General features: G+C 66.8%; 21 protein-coding genes and 1 pseudogene. 15 read left to right on the top strand and 7 right to left on the bottom strand.

What is annotated here, in order from left to right:
- Positions 1 to 39: 39 nt before the first annotated feature.
- A pseudogene (locus LGM56_RS35945) lies at positions 40 to 341 on the top strand (DUF2514 family protein); the annotation flags it as partial.
- Between the two features lie 1028 nt (positions 342 to 1369).
- On the opposite strand, the gene LGM56_RS35940 reads toward LGM56_RS35945, so the two are convergent.
- Positions 1370 to 1984: a hypothetical protein gene (locus tag LGM56_RS35940; RefSeq protein WP_226208128.1), complete on the bottom strand. Its 615-nt coding sequence runs from the start codon at positions 1982 to 1984 to the stop codon at positions 1370 to 1372.
- Between the two features lie 428 nt (positions 1985 to 2412).
- Here LGM56_RS35940 and LGM56_RS35935 point away from each other — a divergent pair, with 428 nt between their 5' ends.
- From LGM56_RS35935 to LGM56_RS35920, 4 genes are all read left to right on the top strand, one after another.
- Positions 2413 to 2727 carry a Dabb family protein gene (locus LGM56_RS35935; protein WP_027787175.1) on the top strand — a complete coding sequence of 105 codons (315 nt, stop codon included), beginning with the start codon at positions 2413 to 2415 and terminating at the stop codon, positions 2725 to 2727.
- Positions 2724 to 3203, top strand: a complete 480-nt coding sequence (locus tag LGM56_RS35930; protein WP_046545900.1) for a PaaI family thioesterase — start codon at positions 2724 to 2726, stop codon at positions 3201 to 3203. The genes LGM56_RS35935 and LGM56_RS35930 overlap by 4 nt, the downstream gene beginning before the upstream one ends.
- 173 nt (positions 3204 to 3376) lie before the next feature.
- Positions 3377 to 4336 (top strand): alpha/beta hydrolase, encoded by a 960-nt coding sequence (locus tag LGM56_RS35925; protein WP_226208127.1) that lies wholly within the window; start codon positions 3377 to 3379, stop codon positions 4334 to 4336.
- Between the two features lie 41 nt (positions 4337 to 4377).
- Complete coding sequence (locus LGM56_RS35920) at positions 4378 to 4818, top strand: GNAT family N-acetyltransferase (RefSeq protein WP_069248160.1); 441 nt, start codon at positions 4378 to 4380, stop codon at positions 4816 to 4818.
- 20 nt (positions 4819 to 4838) lie between these two features.
- Here the strand turns inward: LGM56_RS35920 and LGM56_RS35915 are convergent, their stop codons facing one another.
- Both LGM56_RS35915 and LGM56_RS35910 read right to left on the bottom strand, forming a co-directional pair.
- On the bottom strand, positions 4839 to 5684 hold the full coding sequence (locus LGM56_RS35915; protein WP_089495027.1) for an NRDE family protein: 846 nt from the start codon (positions 5682 to 5684) through the stop codon (positions 4839 to 4841).
- Between the two features lie 76 nt (positions 5685 to 5760).
- Positions 5761 to 6795: a YgfZ/GcvT domain-containing protein gene (locus tag LGM56_RS35910; RefSeq protein ID WP_226208126.1), complete on the bottom strand. Its 1035-nt coding sequence runs from the start codon at positions 6793 to 6795 to the stop codon at positions 5761 to 5763.
- Positions 6796 to 6872: 77 nt separating this feature from the next.
- Between LGM56_RS35910 and mltG the strand changes: the two genes are divergently transcribed.
- From mltG to LGM56_RS35865, 9 genes are all read left to right on the top strand, one after another.
- Complete coding sequence (mltG, locus tag LGM56_RS35905; RefSeq protein WP_124583698.1) at positions 6873 to 7892, top strand: endolytic transglycosylase MltG; 1020 nt, start codon at positions 6873 to 6875, stop codon at positions 7890 to 7892.
- Positions 7892 to 8512 (top strand): dTMP kinase, encoded by a 621-nt coding sequence (tmk, locus tag LGM56_RS35900; protein ID WP_069248156.1) that lies wholly within the window; start codon positions 7892 to 7894, stop codon positions 8510 to 8512. The genes mltG and tmk overlap by 1 nt, the downstream gene beginning before the upstream one ends.
- A gap of 19 nt (positions 8513 to 8531) precedes the next feature.
- Complete coding sequence (locus LGM56_RS35895; protein WP_226208125.1) at positions 8532 to 9560, top strand: DNA polymerase III subunit delta'; 1029 nt, start codon at positions 8532 to 8534, stop codon at positions 9558 to 9560.
- A gap of 140 nt (positions 9561 to 9700) precedes the next feature.
- On the top strand, positions 9701 to 10480 hold the full coding sequence (locus LGM56_RS35890; RefSeq protein WP_089495023.1) for a TatD family hydrolase: 780 nt from the start codon (positions 9701 to 9703) through the stop codon (positions 10478 to 10480).
- Between the two features lie 43 nt (positions 10481 to 10523).
- Positions 10524 to 11234 (top strand): ankyrin repeat domain-containing protein, encoded by a 711-nt coding sequence (locus LGM56_RS35885; RefSeq protein WP_089425602.1) that lies wholly within the window; start codon positions 10524 to 10526, stop codon positions 11232 to 11234.
- Between the two features lie 119 nt (positions 11235 to 11353).
- Entirely contained in the window at positions 11354 to 11710 is a 357-nt protein-coding gene (locus LGM56_RS35880; protein WP_059506076.1) for a Rap1a/Tai family immunity protein, read from the top strand.
- 89 nt (positions 11711 to 11799) lie between these two features.
- A complete protein-coding gene (locus LGM56_RS35875) occupies positions 11800 to 12972 on the top strand; it encodes a mechanosensitive ion channel family protein (protein ID WP_089495022.1) in 1173 nt (390 codons plus the stop codon).
- Between the two features lie 30 nt (positions 12973 to 13002).
- Entirely contained in the window at positions 13003 to 14181 is a 1179-nt protein-coding gene (locus LGM56_RS35870; protein WP_226208124.1) for an AAA family ATPase, read from the top strand.
- A gap of 238 nt (positions 14182 to 14419) precedes the next feature.
- On the top strand, positions 14420 to 15484 hold the full coding sequence (locus LGM56_RS35865; protein ID WP_124583686.1) for a glycosyltransferase family 4 protein: 1065 nt from the start codon (positions 14420 to 14422) through the stop codon (positions 15482 to 15484).
- A 105-nt stretch (positions 15485 to 15589) separates the two neighbouring features.
- Here the strand turns inward: LGM56_RS35865 and LGM56_RS35860 are convergent, their stop codons facing one another.
- The 3 genes from LGM56_RS35860 to LGM56_RS35850 all read right to left on the bottom strand — a co-directional run bounded on the left by LGM56_RS35860 (position 15590) and on the right by LGM56_RS35850 (position 17429).
- The gene (locus LGM56_RS35860) at positions 15590 to 16177 is read right to left on the bottom strand and encodes a YSC84-related protein (protein ID WP_069248150.1); all 588 of its coding nucleotides are present in this window, start codon (positions 16175 to 16177) and stop codon (positions 15590 to 15592) included.
- Between the two features lie 230 nt (positions 16178 to 16407).
- Entirely contained in the window at positions 16408 to 16857 is a 450-nt protein-coding gene (locus LGM56_RS35855) for a hypothetical protein (protein WP_179254817.1), read from the bottom strand.
- Positions 16858 to 17138: 281 nt separating this feature from the next.
- Positions 17139 to 17429, bottom strand: a complete 291-nt coding sequence (locus tag LGM56_RS35850) for a PsiF family protein (RefSeq protein WP_043188161.1) — start codon at positions 17427 to 17429, stop codon at positions 17139 to 17141.
- 261 nt (positions 17430 to 17690) lie between these two features.
- Here LGM56_RS35850 and LGM56_RS35845 point away from each other — a divergent pair, with 261 nt between their 5' ends.
- Entirely contained in the window at positions 17691 to 18713 is a 1023-nt protein-coding gene (locus tag LGM56_RS35845; protein WP_226208123.1) for an asparaginase, read from the top strand.
- A 75-nt stretch (positions 18714 to 18788) separates the two neighbouring features.
- On the opposite strand, the gene LGM56_RS35840 is transcribed toward LGM56_RS35845, so the two are convergent.
- On the bottom strand, positions 18789 to 18879 hold a 91-nt coding region (locus LGM56_RS35840; protein WP_206139067.1), incomplete at its 5' end, for an integrase core domain-containing protein.

Here is an 18879-nt window from a genome sequence, read left to right as displayed (position 1 = left end):
GCACCGGCAGCGGCTGCTGCAGCTTTCGTGTTCGCGGTCGCAACCGATGCTGCGAAAGAATGTGATCAGGCGGTGGCTGATGCCGCCGCTGCTGGTGGAGCTGCTGATGGGCTGCGTAAGCAGGTCGCCGCGCTTATCGCCGACGTCCGGCGTGCCGGCGCTGCCGGTGGAAGCACGACAGCCGGTGCCCCCTCGATCTGCTTGCCGATGTGTTCGGCCGGGCTGACGAGCGCGCGGGAGAGTTGGCGAGGATCGCTGACGAGCGCGGCGTCGCCGGCCGGCAGTGCGAGCGGAGTTACGACGCGTTGAGCAGCGACACGCAAACTAATCTGCCGCAGTAGCGCGGCAATCGAGGCCGAGCGGTCTCGAGAGAAACAAGGCGGCCGGAAAGTGTGCAGCGATACGCTTCCCGGTTGCCTTTCGGCTGTCTGTGTCAGTGAATCGGCCGAGGCCATGCTACCTACGGGTAGGTGGACCGGATTCTCTGAAAGATTTGCTGGCAATTTTTGCTGCGATTGAAGGTGTGTAATGGCCTGTAATTGATTGTTGAGGAATCAGTGGATAAGGTGAGGGTGATTGTTTTTTTATTTTAATAAATGAATTTATTAAATTTAAGGCGATGTATCGGGGGGCTTTGGATTGGCTTTTTATGTTGAGTGGTGGTTGAGCGGATTGAATGTCTTGCGGTTGTGAAAATTTAACGCTTCATTTCGGGGGATGTATGAATTCATATGGCGACGTCAGTGCCTTGGTGTTCGAGTTGGCTAACGAGGGAGTGCATGTCCGTTCGAAATCAATGTCATTGAAAAGTGTTAAGAGATCATCTCTGCTAGTCAGTGCATGCTGGTCTGTGATGCTAATCTTCGCTTTATTTTTTGTAATCAATGTTGCGCATGCGGAGGAGGCAGGCGGGCCAAGTGCGTCGAGGCAAGGTGAAGATGTTCAGGCGAAAAATCCGAACCCGAAAGAGCAAAATCTTGATGGTTGGATAAATTGCAACGATGCCCATCGTTCGAAGCAAGCGTATCATGATGTGACATTCAATAATTGTAATGGCTCTTACGAATTAAAGATCACGCGAGGCGACTACCAGTGTATGTATGGACCCGGAAACCAATCTCTTGATATTCCGGCTGGTTCGGCATATCAAATAAATTTGAGTGATAATGATTCGTGGCCGTCGTGTTCTCAGACGCAGAAATATGTGAAGTGGAGCATTGTTGCCGTGGGTGGGCCAAGTAATCCGGTTGAGTGGCATCACGACTATAATGTTTGGGGGTTTCCGGGGCAGTGGACTTCACAAATTGACAGCGGAGCTATAAATGGTCCGGGCCTGCCCTATAAGGCAACATGTGACGGAACTGATTGCCTACGCACTCCGGCCTACGCAGGTTCCGGTCGACCGCAGGTCATTATCTACTTCAACTGATGCGGCGCGGCCCGTGGGGCTGTTCTGGGTGATGATGCCGGTGCGATTAATCGTGTCGGCATCGCGTTCACGGGCAGGCGGCAGTGCCAATCGAAGCGAGTGCCCTCGATCATGCCGGAGCTGGTCGAGCGTAAACGAGTCGGGATAGCCGTTCATCTTCAATTCCAGCTCGGCAGCGCAGACCATTTTCTCCATGAGCCGCAGCGTCCGGCGCACGTGCACGACTTCCAACACAAAGCGCTGTTCGATCGTGAGTGCCCGATTTTTCTTGTAGGCGGTCGCGCTCCATGCGTCGCGCAACTCCTCCCATGTCAGGCGTTGGAACTCAGGCAGCTTAGTTGCCTTGTCGGAGCCGCGATCGGGTTCGCCGGGGACGTCGTGGCGCCTGCATTTCATGGTTTCGCGTGCACGCCACTCGTCAGAGAACGGAGCAACGGATGCGCGCGAATTACCCATGCGTCCGGCCCGCATGATCTCCTTGTCGATCTTGTTTGACAGGCGGCGCAGCGGGGCCGCGTATTGCAGCTCGTCGGCACGATCGAGGTACGCGATCATTCTCGTGGCATTGCCGGTCAGGGTGCTTATCTCACGCAGCGCAATTCGTAGGTGTGGCACTTCGAGAATCAGCCGATGGACATCGGCATACGTCGATCGCGAAGAGATTCGCCTTCCCGGCAATTCTGTACTTGTATCGCTAGAGTTTGGAGCTGGGCGGATTCACCAAGATACAGTCCATAGCCATCAGTAAGTTTGGTAGGCTTGTTGTCTGCCTTCGCTTGTCGGATCCTGATGCCGCTAAGCGGCGCGGTGAAGAAGGGGGTATCGTCCCCGGATGCTTGAAATGATACCCCCGGTAATACCCCTGCTTTCTCGGCTAGACGCATTGTCCGGCGAACGCAAGCGAACGGCCGAAGGGCGTAAGATGCCCGATTGGCAAGGGTGACAGGCAAGTCGCCGAACCGGAACGAACAGGAGCAACCGAAGTGATCCGTCATATTGTCATGTGGAAGTTGAAAGAATCGGCCGAAGGCGCGACGCGCGCACAGAACGCGCTGAAGCTGAAGGAAAAGCTCGAGGGCTGCCGCGACCTGGTGCCGGGCACGCTGCAGATCGACGTCGGCGTGGCGACGCCCGGCCTCGACGCGACCGCCGACATCGTGCTGGTATCCGATTTCGCGGACAAGGCCGCACTCGATGCCTACCAGGTGCATCCGGTTCACCAGGAAGTGAAGAAATTCGTCGTCGCGGTGGCTGAATCGCGCGAGTGCGTCGACTACATCGTCGACAGCGCACGATGAGCGACGCGGCAACCCCGACGGACGGCCCGTCGATCGAAAGCCCGTTCGTCGACATGCTCGGCGTGCAGCTGGTGTCCGCAAAAGACGGCGCAAGCGAGATTGTGCTGCCGCTCGAAGAGCGGCACATGAACACGTGGAGCATCGCGCACGGCGGCGTGACGATGACGCTCGCGGACATCGCGCTCGCGATGGCCGCACGCAGCCTGACCGACGACGGTATCGGCGTCGTCACGGTCGAGATGAAGGTGAACTTCATGCAGCCGGGGCGCGGCGAGTTGCGCGCTTACGGGCGTGTGATGCATCGCTCGACGACGATGGCCTACTGCGAAGGCGAAGTGCGCGACAGCGACGGCAATTTCGTCGCGAAGGCGCTCGGCACGTTCAAGTACATGCGGCGGCTCGCGGTGGGCCGCGACATCAAGCGGCAACGTTCGCGCACGGCGCCGGACGCCCAGCCCGGCCCGAGCGACGCGTAAGCGCCCGGACGCACGGCGGCCCTGCCTCTTAACCGGCAGGGCCGTTTTGTTTTGCTGCGTGCATCGCCCACCGCGGCATGTCGCAACGTACGGCGCATCACGCCCGCCTGACGCGCGCATGGCATCATGCACGCTTGTCCGTTCACGGTGCCCCGCAGGCGCCGTCCTCACCGATGCCGCTGAATCCGAAGATCGCCCAGGTGCTCGACATGATCGAGCGCGCGAAACGTCCGTCCTATCACCACCAGACGCCGCAGCAGGCGCGCGCCGCGTATGAGAAGAGCGCGCCGATCCTCGACGTCGCACCGGCGCCGATGCATTCGGTCGAGGCGTGCGTCGTGCCGACGCGCGATGGTCGGACGATCGGTGCGCGGCTGTACCTGCCGGTCGCGCCGAGCCTCGCGGAGCCGCTGCCCGCACTCGTCTACTACCACGGCGGTGGCTTCACGGTCGGCAGCGTCGATACGCATGACGCGCTGTGCCGGATGTTCGCGCATGATGCGCAATGTGCGGTGCTGTCGGTCGGCTACCGGCTCGCACCCGAACACAGATTTCCGACCGCGGTGAACGACGCCGACGACGCGCTGCAATGGCTGCATCGCGAAGCGGCCACGTTCGGCATCGATGCCGAACGGCTGGCCGTCGGCGGCGACAGCGCGGGCGGCACGCTCGCGACCGTCTGCGCGGTGCTCGCACGCGATGCGGGCATCCGCCTTGCGCTGCAGATGCTGATCTACCCGGGTGTGACGGGCTTCCAGGACACCGAATCGCACGCACGGCTCGCGAACGGCTACTTGCTGACGCAGGACACGATCCAGTGGTTCTTCACGCAATACGTGCGCGATCGGGCGGACCGCGACGACTGGCGTTTCGCGCCGCTCGACGGCACGCGCGATGCGCCGTCGTTCGCGGGCGTCGCGCCGGCGTGGATTGCGACGGCCGAATACGATCCGTTGAGCGACGAAGGCGCCGCGTATGCGGAGAAGTTGCGCGGGGCGGGAAACGCGGTCACGCTGGTCTGCTATCCGGGGATGATCCACGAATTCTTCAAGATGGGCGGCTACGTGCCCGAGGTGCGGGCCGCGCATGCCGACGCGGTCGCGGCGTTGAAGGCAGCATTCGACGACGTTTGACGGTGGTTGTTTGGCGGCGTCCGCGCCGCATGGGAGCTGCGATGACGAATGGCGTGGTGGAAACGGGCGACTGGACGGTACTCGGCGGCGACGCCGCGCGGATCCGCGACGCGGTGTTCGTGCGCGAGCAGCAGATACCGCCGGAATGGGAACTCGACGACGACGATCCGCTGTCGCTCCATGCGGTGGCGTACCGCGTCGATGCGGCGACCGGCGCGCGCCGCGCGGTCGCGACGGGGCGGCTGCTGCCGTCCGGCACGATCGGCCGCGTCGCGGTGCTGGCCGATGCGCGCGGGCAGGGCGTCGGGTCAGCCGTGCTGAACGCGCTGCTGGAGGCGGCGCGGCGCCGCGGCGAAATCGTCGTGCGGCTCTACGCGCAGGATTCGGCCGTGTCGTTCTACCTGCGGCACGGCTTCGCGGCGGTCGGTGAACCGTTCGTCGAAGCCGGCGTGCCGCACGTCGAGATGGCGCGCGCGCCGTAGCGCAGCGCCTGCTCGCGCGCTCAGCGCCGCGGCGTCGCGTCGAGGTCGAACGTGAACGCGCGTTCGAACGTGCCCGGGCGAACGGTGCGGTGCGAGCCGTCGTCGTCGCAGCGCTCCTTGATCTCGACCGTCAGCCGCACGCCTTCCTTCATCGTGACGCGCAGCGCAGTCGTGCCGCGCGTACCGTATTCGGGTGTCTCGATAAATGCAGCCGACAGCGCACGCTCGCGCTCGATCGGAATGCCGGTATGCGGCAGGGCGTCGTCGTCCGCGACATGCGGGTCGCGCATCAGCGCGATCAGCTCGTCGAGCGACGGGGTCGGATTGTCGGTGAGCAGCGTGCCGAGCTCCGCGCGCTTGCGCACCACTTTCGGCCAGGGCGTATCGAGACGCGCATTCGATAACGCATGCACGCCGGGCGCGATTGCGACGGGTGCGGCGACACTGCTTTCGCCTTCGGGCGCGCGATTGCAGAACCACGCGAGCTCACGCCGTCGCCAGTCGCCGACGAGCAGGTTGAAGCCGTTGTAGACGGCCGCATGCTCGGCGAGCTGCCCGAGGTAGTCGAGCGGCGCGACGGACGGGCCGCCGAGGAAGTCGGACACGAGCTTGCCGCGGGTCGGTGCACCCGCGCGGATGTCGAACGGCGCGCGGTAGTTCGTCAGCGCGGCGAAACGGCCGTCGCGCGATACGCCGAGCCACGTGCCGCCCGCTTCGAGATCGCGGCCGGCCAGCACGCCCGGGACATCTTCCCACCACGAGAGCGGCGCGCTCGTCCGGCGAAAGAACTCGTCGCGGTTGGCGGTGAGGGTAAAGACGGGACCGGCGGCGGCATCGGGCTGCCAGTCGAAGGCAATCAGACACATCGGGCGAATCTCTCGCAGGAAACATCGGGCGCCGGCTGCGACTCGCGAGCCGGCGCCCGAACGGGTTGTCAGTGCATCACGCTTCCGTCGGCCACGCGTACGGCAGCGTATCGAACGCGAGCGCCGGGCCGTCGGCCGCACCGAGGTGCACCGTGCCGTTGTCGAGCGCGGCGAGCTTGATCTCGACGAGCGCGTCGACACCGCCCGCGGGCGCGGCCGCCGCGTTGACGATCATCCCGCAGGGCTGGCCGGGATCGTCGCTGTGGAACAGCTCGACGCCGGCATGCACGGTATCGGTCTCGCCCGCGACGTGCGCGAGCGCCGTGCGGCGCTTGATCGTGCCGCGGTACTGGCTGCGCGCGACGATTTCCTGGCCCGGGTAGCACCCTTTGCGAAAGTTGACGGCGCCGATCACGTCGAAGTTGACCATCTGCGGCACGAACTGTTCGACGGCAGGCTGCGTGATGCGCGGTTCGCCCGCGCGGATGTCGAGCCAGTCCCAGACGGCCGGCGACACGACCGGCAGCGACCCGCCGAGCGCGGCGATGCGCGCGTCGACTTCGGCGCGCGGGCCGATCCACACATAGCGCTTGCGGCCGGCTGCATCGGGCACGCGGATCAGCGTGCCGGCGGGGCCGTCGACCTTCACGTGCACGCCGTCCGGCAGCGCATCGAAGATGCCCGACAGCGCGTCGCGCACGTCGCCCGCGAAACCGACCACCGCGAGCGCGTCGCTCGCATCCGTCAGCTTCGCTTTGGCACGCAGCACGAACATCGACAGCCGCTTCTGCACGGCCGGCTGCACGTCCTTCGACACCAGCAGGCGCACGCCGTGGCCGGCGCGCCACGTGAGGAACGAGCCGAGGAGGCGCCCCTTCGGCGAGCAATAGCCGGACAGCCGCGCGCTCGCGGCGTCGAGATGTTCGATGTCGTTGGTGAGCTGGCTGTGCAGGAACGTCGCGGCATCATCGCCGGCCACGTCGATCACGCCGAACTGCGGCAACGGCATGCAGGCGCCCGGCGCATCGAAATCGGCGGCGGACGGACGGGGGAAAACGGGGAGCGAGGCGGGTGCGGCCTGGACTGCCGGTGAAGCGAACGGTGTGCTCATGGAATGAGGGAACAGTCAACCCTGACTTTGACGGAGGCGAGCAAGTATTATATGGGTCTTACCTGAGTCACGTTTCCATGTCCCTACTGAAGAAATGCGCCGCGACAATCGTGGCGCTGGCCGTCGTTGTGGCCGCTGCCGGCGCGGGCGGCGGGTATTACTGGGCAACCCGGCCGCTGCTGCTGGGTTCGGCATCGCTCGACGTCACGATCAAGCCGCGCAGCAGCGTGAAGAGCGTCGCGCTGCAGTTGAAGCGTGGCGGCGTGCCGGTCGAGCCGCTCGGCTTCGTCGCGATGACGCGCGTGCTCGGGCTGTCGAGCCGGCTCAAGTCCGGCAACTACGAATTCAAGACCGGCATCACGCCTTACGAGGTGCTGCAGAAGATCGCGCGCGGCGACGTGAACGAATATGTCGCGACGGTCATCGAAGGCTGGACCTTCAAGCGGATGCGCGCGGAACTCGACTCGAACCCCGATCTTGCGCACGCGACGGCCAGCATGAGCGACGCCGAGCTGCTGCGCGCGATCGGCGCGTCGGACAGCGCGGTGCAGCGCGGCAGCGGCGAGGGGCTGTTCTTCCCCGACACCTATTTGTTCGACAAGGGCACGAGCGACCTGAACATCTACCGGCGCGCGTACCATCTGATGCAGACGCGTCTCGACGAGGCCTGGGCCGCGCGCGTGCCGGGCCTGCCGTACAAGACGCCTTACGAAGCGCTGACGATCGCGTCGATCGTCGAAAAGGAAACGGGCCATGCGGCCGACCGCGCGTTCGTCGCGGCCGTGTTCGCGAACCGGCTGCGCATCGGCATGCCGCTGCAGACCGATCCGTCGGTGATCTACGGGCTCGGCGATGCGTACGACGGCCGCCTGCGCAAGCGCGACCTGCAGGCCGACACTCCTTACAATACCTACACCCGACGCGGGCTGCCGCCGACGCCGATCGCGTTGCCGGGCGTGGCCGCGCTGCAGGCGGCGATCAATCCGGCACCGACGAGCGCGCTCTATTTCGTCGCGAAAGGCGATGGCACGAGCGTGTTCTCGGACACGCTCGGCGACCACAACAAGGCCGTGGACAAGTACATACGAGGTCAATAATGGCGAGCGGTAAATTCATCACGTTCGAAGGCATCGACGGGGCGGGGAAGACCACCCACCTGCAATGGTTCTGCGAACGCCTCCAGGGCAAGCTGGCCGCGGCCGGTCGGCAAGTCGTCGTCACCCGCGAGCCGGGCGGCACGCAGCTCGGCGAGAAACTGCGCGAGATCCTGCTGAACCAGCCGATGGATCTCGAGACGGAGGCGCTGCTGATGTTCGCCGCGCGCCGCGAGCATCTCGCGCTCGTGATCGAGCCGGCGCTCGCGCGCGGCGACTGGGTCGTATCCGACCGCTTCACCGATGCGACATTCGCGTACCAGGGCGGCGGCCGCGGGCTGCCGCGCGACAAGCTCGAGACGCTCGAGCGCTGGGTGCAGGGCGGGTTCCAACCCGATCTGACGGTGCTGTTCGACGTCGCGCCGCAAGTCGCGAGCGAGCGCCGCGGTGCCGCGCGCATGCCCGACAAGTTCGAAAGCGAATCCGACGCGTTCTTCTCGCGCACGCGCGGCGAGTACCTGCGGCGCGCGGAAGAGGCGCCGCACCGCTTCGCGATCGTCGATGCGACGCAGACGATTCCCGAGATCCGCCAGCAGCTCGAACGCGTGCTCGCCGCGCTGTAATTCGCAAGGAACGCACCCCATGATCTATCCGTGGCAAACCGACGACTGGAACCGCCTGCAGCAACTGCGTGCGCAATGGCCGCACGCGCTGCTGCTGCATGGCCAGGCCGGGATCGGCAAGCTGCAGTTCGCGCAGCATCTCGCGCAGGGCTTCCTGTGCGAATCGCCGCAGCCGAACGGCGAGCCGTGCGGCGCCTGCGCGGCCTGCACGTGGTTCTCGCAGGGCAACCATCCGGATTACCGGATCGTGCTGCCCGAGGCGCTGGCGGGCGAGGCGCCGGGCGCCGCGGACGACGCGAAAGCGGCCGACGCGGACGAAGGCGGCAAGAAGACGCGGGCACCGAGCAAGGAAATCAAGATCGAGCAGGTGCGCGCGCTGCTCGACTTCTGCGGGGTCGGTTCGCACCGCGGCGGCGCGCGCGTCGTCGTGCTGTATCCGGCCGAAGCGCTCAACGTCGCCGCGTCGAACGCGCTGCTGAAAACGCTCGAGGAACCGCCGTCCGGCGTCGTGTTCCTGCTCGTGTCGGCGCGCATCGACCGCCTGCTGCCGACCATCGTCAGCCGCTGCCGGCAGTGGCCGATGGCGGTGCCGGCGCCCGACGCGGCCGCGGCCTGGCTTGCCGCGCAGGGCGTCGATCACGCGTCGGCGCTGCTCGCCGAGGCCGGCGGTGCGCCGCTCGCCGCGCTGGCACTCGCGAGCGACGAGAACCGCCCGCTGCGCGACTACACGCTCGGGCAGCTCGCGGCCGGGGCGGCCTGCGACCCGTTCGCATGCGGCGAGACGCTGCAGAAACTGCCGGTGCCGCTGGTGCTCGGCTGGCTGCAGCGCTGGCTGTACGACCTGCTCGCCCAGCGGATGGCGGGCGCGCCGCGCTACTTCCCGATGCACGCGGCGGCGCTCGCGCGCTGCGCGGAAGCGGTCGATGCGAACGCGTTCGCCCGCTTCATGAAGGCCGTGACGCGGCAGCGGACGGTCGAGAACCATCCGCTCAACGCGCGGCTCGTATTCGAGGAACTGTTTCTCGGATATCGGGAAATGTTCGCGTGATCCGGCATTGTTTCTCGCGGGTTGCGAAACGATGACGGGCCCACGCCGCGACGCGACCGTCGCCGTCCGGCCCGCGAACGCCGCCCGTTGCCGCCTGACGGCGCGCGCATGAGCGCCCGCCTTACGTATTAGGAAACACGATGTTCGTCGACTCTCACTGCCATATCAATTTCAAGGGCCTGGCCGACCGCCTGCCGGCCGTTCTCGAGAACATGCGCGAGCACGACGTTACGCACGCGCTGTGCGTGTCGGTCGATTTCGAGACGCTGCCGGAGGTCCTGGCGATCGCGGACGCGCACGACAACGTCTATGCGTCGGTCGGCGTGCATCCCGATCACGAGGACATGCACGAGCCGACGCTCGCGGAGCTCGTCGAGCTGGCCGCGCACCCGAAGGTCGTCGCGATCGGCGAAACGGGCCTCGACTACTACCGGCTCGAAGGCCGCTCGATCGACGACATGGAATGGCAGCGCGAACGCTTTCGCACGCATATCCGCGCGGCGACCGCGACGATGAAGCCGCTGATCATCCACACGCGCTCGTCGTCGGAAGACACGCTGCGGATCATGGCCGAGGAACGTGCGGGCGTGCCGGGCGGCGTGATGCACTGCTTCACCGAGCCGTGGCCGGTGGCCGAGCAGGCGCTCGCGCAGAACTTCCATATCTCGCTGTCGGGCATCGTCACGTTCAAGAATGCAACCGACGTGCAGGACGTCGCGCGGCGCGTGCCGCTCGACCGGCTGCTGATCGAGACCGACTCGCCGTACCTCGCGCCGGTGCCGTATCGCGGCAAGCCGAATGAACCTGCGTACGTCAGCCATGTCGGACGCTTTATCGCATCCGAGCGCGGGATCGCCGTCGAGGCGCTCGCCGATGCGACGACGCAGAACTTTTTCCGGCTGTTCAAGATCGCCCGCTAACGACGGGTGCGCAGCCGACAACCCAGGGAAGGAGCCCACAACAATGACGAAGCCGACCAACCATCTGCCGAAACGTGCACTCGTTGCCGCCGCGCTCGTCGCGAGCGGCCTGTTCGCGGCAGCCGGCGCGCATGCCGAATCGCTCGATGCGATCGTCAAGGCCGTCAAGTTCGACGACATCGCCGACATCGGCAAGCAGCTCAAGAGCGGCAAGCTCGACCCGAACACGATCGCGCCGAACGGCGACCCGCTGATCGTGATCGCCGCGCGCGAGAAGTCCGACAAGGTCGCGGCGGCGCTCGCCACGACGCCGAACGTCGACCTCGAGAAGGAAGACAAGGCCGGCGAAACCGCGCTGATGCTCGCGTCGCTGAACGGCGACGTCGGCCTCGCGAAGCTGCTGATCGACAAGGGGGCGGAAGTCAGCAAGAAGGGCTGGGCGCCGCTGCACTACGCGGCCACCAATGGCCAGGATGCAGTGGTGAAGCTGCTGCTCGACCACGACGCGTACATCGATACCGCCTCGCCGAACGGCACGACGCCGCTGATGATGGCCGCACGCGGCAACCATCCGTCGACGGTCACGCTGCTGCTCGACCAGGGCGCCGATCCGCAGGTGAAGAACCAGCTCGGCATCACCGCGCTCGAATTCGCGAAGCACTACAACGCGCCGGACGCGATCGAGATCCTGAGCAAGCGGACGACCCGCATCGGGGCATCGACGCCGGCAGAGGCGCAAAAGAGTGCAAAATGACGGTTTTCGGTGCGGCAGACGGTGCCCGCCCGGCCGGATTCCGGCCGGAGCAGGGCGTCCCGGCGCCGCGCCGGCCAAGGCAGCAGGCGGTCTCGGGCCGCATTGACATAAGGAACACCATGTTGCGCGCAATGTTTTGTGCCGCGGCGTTTGCCGTGCCGTTGTCGGCGGCGGCTTTCACGGGCGCTGATCTCGACCGGCTGTGCGCGAAGACGGACGTCAAGTCGCGGGCGTCGTGCGCGGCCTACATCGAAGGCGCCGCCGACGGCGTCTACAACACCATCGATGCGATCGGCGGCACGACGGGGCCGCGGGTCGGCCAGTATTTCTGCCTGCCGCCCGACATCCGGGCGCAGCAGATGACCGACGCGGTGCGCAAGTACATCGCGGAAAATCCGAAGCTGGCCGACTACAACGCGAGCACCGCGGTGTCGCTCGGTCTCGGCAAGGCGTTTCCCTGCAGGAGCGGCAGCTGACCTGACGCCGTGTCCGGGCCCGCGCGCGGGCCGGGCGTCGCCGACGCATCCAGGACGAGGCGTGCGCGCCTCATTACCCAAGGGCGCCGATGATTTCAATCGAGGAACTGCAGCGCATCACCGATGCGCCGCTGCATTCATGGCTCGGCACGCTGGCCGTGTCCATCATCGTCTTGCTGGTCGTCACGGTCGTGCACCGTCTCGGCGCACGCATCGTCAAGCGCATCGCGCAGCCGTATCCGTTGATGAGCGCGATCCTGCGCTACATCGACCGGCCGTCGCTCGTCGTGCTCGCGCTGCTTGCGCTCGAATTCCTGTGGGTCCAGGCCGACGACGGCATGTCGTTCGTGCGCGGCATGCGCACGGCGGCGGCGGTCGGCTCCATCGTTTCGCTCACGTGGCTGCTGGTGCGGCTTGCGGCCGGCGTCGGCGACGCCATCATCCAGGCCCATCCGATCGATACGGCCGACAACCTGCAGGCCCGGCGCATCCATACGCAGGCCAAGGTACTCGTGCGGACCGTGATGGTGCTGATCGTGATCATCGGCACCGGCGCCGCGCTGATGACGTTCCCGAACGTGCGCCAGGTCGGCGCGAGCCTGCTGGCGTCGGCCGGCGTCGCGGGCCTGGTCGCCGGTATTGCCGCACGGCCGGTGCTCGGCAACCTGATCGCCGGGCTGCAGATCGCGCTCACGCAGCCGATCCGGCTCGACGACGTGGTCGTGATCCAGGGTGAGTGGGGGCGCATCGAGGAAATCACCGGGTCGTTCGTGTCGGTGCGGCTGTGGGACCAGCGGCGCCTCGTCGTGCCGCTGCAGTGGATCATCGAGAACCCGTTCACGAACTGGACGCGCAGCAGCTCGGAAATCATCGGCACGGTCTATCTGTCGGTCGATTACCGCACGCCGCTCGCGCCGTTGCGCGAGGAGCTCGCGCGGCTCGTCCACGCGGCGCCGGAGTGGGACGGCCGCGTGCAGGTGCTGCAGGTGACCGACGCGACGGAGCGCACGATGCAATTGCGCGCGCTCGTCAGCGCGGCCGATTCGTCGTCGTGCTGGGACCTGCGCTGCCGTGTGCGCGAAGGGTTGATCGCGTACCTGCAGGATCGCTATCCGCAATGCCTGCCGCGCAGCCGAATGGAACTGTATCCGCACGATGCCGCGCCGGATGCGCCGAATCCCGAACGGCCGCACGCGCGCTCGCCTGCCGCCAGCACGGCGGCCAATACCGCGGCCGACCCGCAGACCGCCGAAGGCCGCTGACAGCGGCCCGCATGCTCATCCTCCATCGTCATGACCGCGCTGAACACGCTCGCCATCGCCAATTACCGCTCGCTGCGCGAGCTGATCGTGCCGCTCTCGGCGCTCAACGTCGTCACGGGGCCGAACGGCAGCGGCAAGTCGAGCGTGTACCGCGCACTGCGGCTGCTCGCCGACACCGCGCAGGGGCGCGTGATCCCGTCGCTCGCCCGCGAAGGCGGGTTGCCGTCGACGCTGTGGGCCGGCCCCGAGCGCTTTTCGCGGGCGATGCTGGACGGCGACGCACCGGTTACCGGCACGGTGCGCAAGGGGCCCGTGAGCCTGAAGCTCGGCTTCGCCTGCGACGATTTCGGCTATGCGATTGATCTCGGCATGCCGGTGAAGAACGACGCGACGCAGTTCTCGCTCGATCCGGTGGTGAAGCGCGAGTGCATCTGGGGCGGCGCGATGTTGCGCCCGTCGACGCTGCTGGTCGACCGTCAGGGCCCGCAGATCCGCGCGCGCACCGCGTCGGGCGACTGGCAGACGATTCCGCAGCCGGTGGCGAGCTTCGACAGCATGATGACCGAGTTCGCCGATCCGACCGGCGCACCCGAGATGATCGCGGTGCGCGAACGGATCCGCTCGTGGCGCTTCTACGATCACTTCCGGACCGATGCGCAGGCGCCGGCGCGACAGTCGCACATCGGCACCCATACGCCGGTGCTGGCGGACGACGGCGCCGACCTGGCCGCCGCATTGCAGACGATCCGCGAGATCGGCGACGGCGCGGCACTCGATGCGGCGCTCGACGACGCGTTTCCCGGCGCGTCGGTCGAGATCGACAATCCGGGCGGCCGTGGCCGCTTCGACGTGCTGATGCGCCAGCCGGGGCTGCTGCGGCCGCTCGCGGCGGCCGAGCTGTCGGACGGCACGCTGCGCTACCTGCTGCTCGCGGCCGCGCTGCTGACCCCGCGGCCGCCGGCGCTGATGGTGCTGAACGAACCGGAGACGAGCCTGCACCCCGATCTGCTGCCGGCGCTCGGCCGCCTGATCGCGCAGGCGGCGCAGCGTTCGCAGGTGCTCGTCGTGTCGCACGCCGCACGGCTCATCGCGACGCTCGAGCGCGAGGCCGGCTGCGAATCGCTGGTGCTCGACAAGCAGCTCGGCGCGACCGGGCTTGTCGATGCCGATACGCGCGACCTGCCGCCGTGGAAGTGGCCGTCGCGCTGACGGGCAGGGCGGCGGCGCGCGTTCGGGCGCGATCGGCGCATAGGGGGCCGGATCGGCCCGACAGGCGGAATGTATCCTGCCTGTAACAACACCCATAAAATGAAAGACGGGCGGTTCCGCGCGGCGGGATCGCGAATAATGAAGGGATATCCGGCCGGCGCTGCATGGGGGGCGGGGCGTGAAAGCCCGAAGGCCCGCCGGCCGTGCCGCAACGGACAGGACACAGGAGACGTGGACCATGAGAATTGCCCAGATCGCGCCGCTGACCGAATCGGTGCCGCCGAAGCTGTACGGCGGCACGGAGCGTGTCGTGTCCTACATCACCGAGGCGCTCGTCGAGCTCGGCCATGACGTGACGCTGTTCGCGAGCGGCGATTCGACGACGCGGGCGAAGCTCGAGCCGGTCTGGCCGCGCGCGCTGCGGCTCGATTCGTCGATCCGCGACCGGGTCGCGCCGCACATGCTGCTGATGGAGACGGTCGCGCGCCGCGCGAAGGACTTCGACGTGCTCCATTTCCACATGGACTACTACTCGTTCTCGGTCTTCAACCGGCAGGAAACGCCCTACGTGACGACGCTGCACGGCCGGCTCGACCTGCCCGAACAGCAGCCGGTGTTCGACACGTTCAACACGGCGCCGGTGATCTCGATTTCGAACGCGCAGCGCCAGCCGCTGCCGCAGGCGAAATGGCTGACGACGGTCTACCACGGGCTGCCCGATACGCTGTACATGCCGCAGCCCGTCGAGCCGCGCTATCTCGCGTTCCTCGGCCGCATTTCGCCGGAGAAGCGCGTCGACACGGCGATCCGCATCGCCCGCCAGTGCGGGCTGCCGATCAAGATCGCCGCGAAGATCGACGCGGCGGACGAGGAATACTTCGAGCGCGAGATCAAGCCGCTCTTCGCGCTGCCGCACGTCGAATTCATCGGCGAGATCGCCGATCACCAGAAGGCCGAATTCCTGTCGGGCGCGCATGCGCTGCTGTTCCCGATCGACTGGCCGGAGCCGTTCGGCCTCGTGATGATCGAGGCGATGTCGTGCGGCACGCCGGTGATCGCGTTCAACCGCGGCGCGGTGCCCGAAGTGGTGGACGAGGGCGTGTCGGGTTTCATCGTCGAGGACGAAATCAGCGCGGTGGCCGCGGTGAACCGGCTGCACCTGCTGCCGCGTGCGCGCGTGCGGCAGCGCTTCGAGGAACGCTTCACGTCGCGCCGCATGGCGCAGCAGTATGTCGACGTCTACCAGTCGGTGATCCGTGCGCAGAAGCGCTCGCGCTTCAAGGTGATCGACTCGACGACCTGACGCGCGACGCGCACGAAGCCTGCGGATGAAAAAACGGCGATGCCCGCAAGGACATCGCCGTTTGTGCATGGCCCGCGCGCGGTGCGCACGGGCGGTGCGCGAGCGTCAGATCTTCAGCTTCGTGACCTTCGTGCCGTTGATCGACACGTCGCCCATCAGGCCCGCGTTCGTCAGCACGACGACCTGGACCGGCGCGGTGGCCGTGTTGGAGTCGACCGCGCCGTTCGCGCCCATCTTCACGAGCGCGACCGACGCGCCGGCGCCGGCTGCCCAGCCGTCCGAGCCGCGGAATTCGTCGAGCGCTTCCTGCGTCATGAACAGGAACACGATCGCCTTCGACTGCGCACCGGCCTGCAGGCCGACCGACAGCGACGACGTGTTGTAGTAGCCGACCGTGCTGCCGCCGACGCGCAGTGCGCCGTTGCCGGACTGGCCGCCGACGATGAAGCCGGCCTGGATGACGTCCGGGAAGACGAGCACGCCGCGCGACTTCGCGACGAGTTCGCGCGAGCCCTTGACCGTGGAGTACATGCGCGACAGCGTGGCGTCGACGCTCGAGTCGATTGCCTGACGCTTCGACGCGTTCGTTGCGGCGTTGTCCGGCTTGTCCGGGGTGGTGGTGCAACCGGTGAGCGCGAGGCTACCGACGATGAGCGCAGCGGCGGCTTTCAGCACAAGATTCCGTTTTTGCATCGTTCTTCTCCATCGGATGATGTTCGGAGTGAGTCTCGCTCAGGGAGCGGATCACGTCGGCAGTTATATCACAGCGGATTACAGCCTCTTTTCGTTGCGACGTGAAAAAGCGTCAAATCGCTCGGGGATGTCGCGGCGCGCCAACGGACGAACCGGCACCCGCGCGCCGACGTCGTATCGGCATGCGGGAAACACGATGGTCGATCGGATGGCGGCGCCTGCCGCGCGCATCAGTGCGTGACGGGTGGAACAGGCGGCTTGATCGGCGGGCGGCGCAGCGCGCGGCGGATCAGCGCGATCACGACGCCGCAGGCGAACAGGAACGCGGCCGGCACGACCCAATAGCCGACGAACGCATGCCACAGATAGCCTGCGAGCGTATTGCGGCGCACCACGTATTCGTCGCGGGCCGCCTGCTGGCGCGGCGCATTGGCGGCGAGCACGTCGGCCGGGCAGCCGGCCGCGCGCGCCTCGTCAGATTCCCCGTGGCACTTCGCGGCGGCGCCGGCGGCCTGCTGCGCATCGGTGAGCTGCCAGGTGGTCAGCGCGAGTTGCAGGTCCGCCTTGTTGTACGCCATCTCCTCGCGGATCTCGCGCACGGCGACGATCGCGACGGGCACGGCCCAGAATACGATCACGATCAGCCAGCGGCGGAACCAGCGGTGTTGTCTCCATGCCATCCATGCCTCCGTTTGACGCGTGTGCGCGTCTGTCTCGAGGGCGGCCCGATGGCGCTTCTTGTACTTGGATGGGCCGCGTTGCAGCCATCATAGAAGAAAACGCGGCGAATTGCCGCACCATGTGGCGGCGCCGGCACGGCCGGCTGGAAAAGCGGGGCGGGAGACTGTTGCAACGGCGCGGCAGCGGGGCCGGGCGGGGCGCGTCGATGCGCGTGCAACGAAAACAAAAATGCCGCGCCCGCCGAAGCGGTGCGCGGCATTCGATACGGGAGCGCCGGAACTCAGGCGGCCGGCTGGCTGCTCAGGCAGCTCTTCATGAACGCCTTGCGGTCGTCGCCTTTCTTGCCGGTGGCCTGCGTGTTGCACGCCTTCATCTTTTCCTGCTGCGACATGGCCTTCGCGGGCTTCGCCGACAGGCAGTCCTTCATGAACGCCTTGCGTTCGTCGCCCGTCTTGCCGGCTGCCTGGGTGTTACAGGCCTTCATCTTGTCCTGCTGGCTGTTCGCCGCGAACGCGGGGGAAGCCAGCATGCCGCCGAGAAGCACTGCGGCTACGAGCGATTGGATTTTCATTTCGACACTCCCATGGGGTGAATTGCGTGTGATCGACGCCGCCACGAAGCACCGTGCAATGAGGATAGGGTCGCATCGCACAGCGCGCTCCGATTATGGCAAATCAATGTGAAAACACCAAAACGGCACTTTCTATAACGTTGCGGACGCCACGGCCGTTGACGGCACGCGTCACCGGACGATCGGGACAAACCATGATGCGCGGCGGCCGGCCTCGGTCGCCACGCCGGAACCCGGCCGCAAGCCTTTACAATCGCGGCCATGAACACTTCGAATTCCGCATCCCCTTCGTCCGCGGCGGCCCTGCCGCGCATCGCCGTGCTCGCCACCGGCGGCACGATCGCCGGCGCCGCGCCCGACGCCGCCAGCACGGCCGGCTACCAGGCCGGCGCGCTGGGCGTCACTTTCCTGGTCGACGCGGTGCCGGCGCTCGCGTCCGTCGCGCGCGTCGACGCCGAGCAGATCGCCAGTATCGACAGCAAGGATCTCGCGCTGCCGCTGTGGAATACGCTCGCCGCGCGGATCGACGCGCTGATGGCCGACCCGGCGGTCGACGGCATCGTGATCACCCACGGCACCGACACGCTCGAGGAAACCGCGTATGCGCTGCACCTGGTCGTCGACGGCGACAAGCCGGTCGTGCTGACGGCCGCGATGCGGCCGGCGACCGCGCTGTCTTCCGACGGCCCGCTGAACCTGCTGAATGCGGTGACGGTGGCCGCGCATCCGTCCGCGCGCGGGCAGGGCGTGCTGGTCGCATTCAACAACCGGATCCACGGCGCGCGCGACGTCGTGAAGACGAGCACCTATGCGGTCGATGCATTCCAGTCGCCGGAACTCGGCGCGCTCGGCTGGGTGCAGGACGGCCGGGTCGAATTCGCCCGCCGCGTCACGCGTTCGCGCGACACGCCACTGGCGATCGCCGCCGCGTGGCCGCCTGTCGAAGTCGTCGCGAGCTACGCGGGCGTGACGCGCACGGCCGTCGATGCGCTCGTCGCGGCCGGCGTGCGCGGTCTCGTCGTCGCGGGCACGGGCAACGGCTCGATCCATGCGACGCTGCAGGCGGCGCTGGCCGATGCGGTGAACGCGGGCGTCGCGGTGGTTCGCGCGTCGCGCGTCGGGTCCGGGCACGTGATGCGCAACGGCGCCGCGAGCGACGATGCGCTCGGCTTCGTGAGCGCAGGGTCGCTGAACCCGTTCAAGGCGCGCGTGCTGCTGATGCTCGCGCTCGCGAACGGCATTCACGGCCGCGACGCGCTGCAGCGCGTGTTCGATACGCTGTGACCGGCTGACCGATACGCGCGGCGCGGGCCGCGCGCGTCATGTCAAGTCCTGGAATAGGTTGACAGTATCCAGGCGCTAGAACGCCCGATGCACCGCATCGGGCGTTTTGTATTTCAGAGCCGTATGCGGTCGCTCATGGTTGTAGATGTGCACCGACTGTTCGACC

Source organism: Burkholderia sp. AU38729 (assembly GCF_020419725.1).
In the GTDB taxonomy this organism is placed as follows: Bacteria; Pseudomonadota; Gammaproteobacteria; order Burkholderiales; family Burkholderiaceae; genus Burkholderia.
This window is presented reverse-complemented; position numbering and strand designations above follow the sequence as displayed.